The sequence below is a fragment of the Zoogloea sp. genome (assembly GCF_023150065.1).
Lineage (GTDB): Bacteria > Pseudomonadota > Gammaproteobacteria > Burkholderiales > Rhodocyclaceae > Zoogloea.
In genome coordinates this window covers 1-614 of record NZ_JAKLLN010000160.1, presented here as the reverse complement: position 1 = coordinate 614, position 614 = coordinate 1, and the positions used below count along the sequence as shown (strand labels likewise).

At 72.6% G+C, this 614-nt stretch carries 1 protein-coding gene; it reads left to right on the top strand.

From position 1 onward, the window contains the following. A partial coding sequence (locus L6Q67_RS24035) for a PAS domain-containing protein (protein WP_296576191.1) occupies positions 1 to 614 on the top strand: 614 nt, incomplete at both ends.

Here is a 614-nt window from a genome sequence, read left to right as displayed (position 1 = left end):
GGGGACGTCTTCTTCGCCATCGCCCGCGACATCGGCGCCGAGAAAGCCGCCCGCGACGAGGCGGCCGCCGCCGCGCAGCGCTGGCAGATGGCGCTCGACAGCGCCGGCCAGGGCCTGTGGGACTGGGACATTGCGCGCGGCACGGTGTTCTATTCGCAGACCTGGAAGACCATGCTCGGCTACGCCGCCGACGAGATCGGCGACGGCATCGGCGAATGGGAGCGCCGCGTGCACGACGACGACCGCGCGGCGGTGAACGCCGCCCTGCAGGCGCACTTCCGCGGCGAAACCGACTTCTACCGCTCCGAGCACCGCATGCGCGCCAGGGACGGCGGCTGGCGCTGGATCCTCGACCGCGGCCGCGTCATCGCCCGCGACGACGAGGGCCGGCCGGCGCGCATGATCGGCACGCATACCGACGTCACCTATCGCAAGGAGCTGGAAGATCGCCTGGAGCGGGTGAACCTCGGCCTGGAGCGGGCGGCGCGCGAACGCGCCGCCGAACTGCGCGCGGCGCGGCGCGACATCGACCTCTTCGCCGCCGGCGTCTCGCACGACCTGAGCGCGCCGCTGCGCGCCATCAGCGGCTTTTCCGGCATCCTGCAGGAGGAGTA